Raw genomic sequence first — 931 nt, forward strand, 5'->3', positions numbered from 1 at the left:
TCCTCTTCGGTTACTGATTGATATATTTGCTTTAAGTCGCCAGTAACAGCCTTATAATCTTTCCATGGCACAAGCTTCAATGAATTACGCACCATATGCACAATACAGAGCTGTACCTGCGTTTGGGGATAAACGGTATTAATGGCATCAGGAAAACCTTTAAGGCCATCGACACAGGCGATGAGAATATCTTTTACCCCTCGGTTTTGAAGTTCAGTTAACACGTTGAGCCAAAACTTAGCCCCTTCGTTTTCGGATATCCACATGCCGAGCAATTCTTTATGGCCTTCAATATTAACACCTAAGGCGAGATAAACCGCTTTATTAATCACGCGTTTGTCTTGCCTGATTTTAACCACCAAACAGTCTAAATAAACAATGGGATAAACCGCATCGAGTGGCCTGGCTTGCCATTCAATCACTTGCTCAATAACGGCGTTTGTTACGCGAGAAATAAGCGAGGGTGACACATCAGCATCGTAAATTTCTTTGAAGGTAGCGACGATATCACGCGTGGTCATACCCTTGGAGTACAGGTATAAAATCTTGTCATCCATCGAGGTGAAACGGGTTTGGTTTTTCTTCACAAGCTGAGGTTCAAAGCTTGAATCCCTATCGCGTGGGGCATCTAAATCGACTTGACCATCTTCGGTTCTAATAGTCTTCGATGAATAACCATTACGGTAGTTATTTTGCTGAGATTGTTCATGGCGAGCGTAACCAAGGTGTTCGTCTAGTTCAGCATTAAGTGCTGCTTCGACCGTTATCTTGGTTAACATTCTACGAAAGTCAGTTAAGTCTGCTTCCGTCTTAATTGATTTAGCCGCTTGCTTACCGAACGCTTCGAGTGCTTTCTTATTCATAGTCTGCCTATCCTTAACCCTACATGGGTATTAATAATAGGCAGTTACACAGATTTTGTTACAGGGTC

Annotated in this window: 1 protein-coding gene; it reads right to left on the minus strand. The window is 42.5% G+C overall.

Annotated elements, in window-relative coordinates; genetic code table 11:
- Positions 1–863: IS256 family transposase (locus H4J59_RS01640; RefSeq protein ID WP_182236257.1), on the minus strand; the 863-nt coding region annotated here is incomplete at its 3' end.
- Positions 864–931 lie beyond the last annotated feature (68 nt).

Origin of the sequence: Colwellia sp. MB02u-10, from assembly GCF_014077185.1 — a bacterium.
Classification (GTDB): Bacteria; Pseudomonadota; Gammaproteobacteria; order Enterobacterales; family Alteromonadaceae; genus Cognaticolwellia.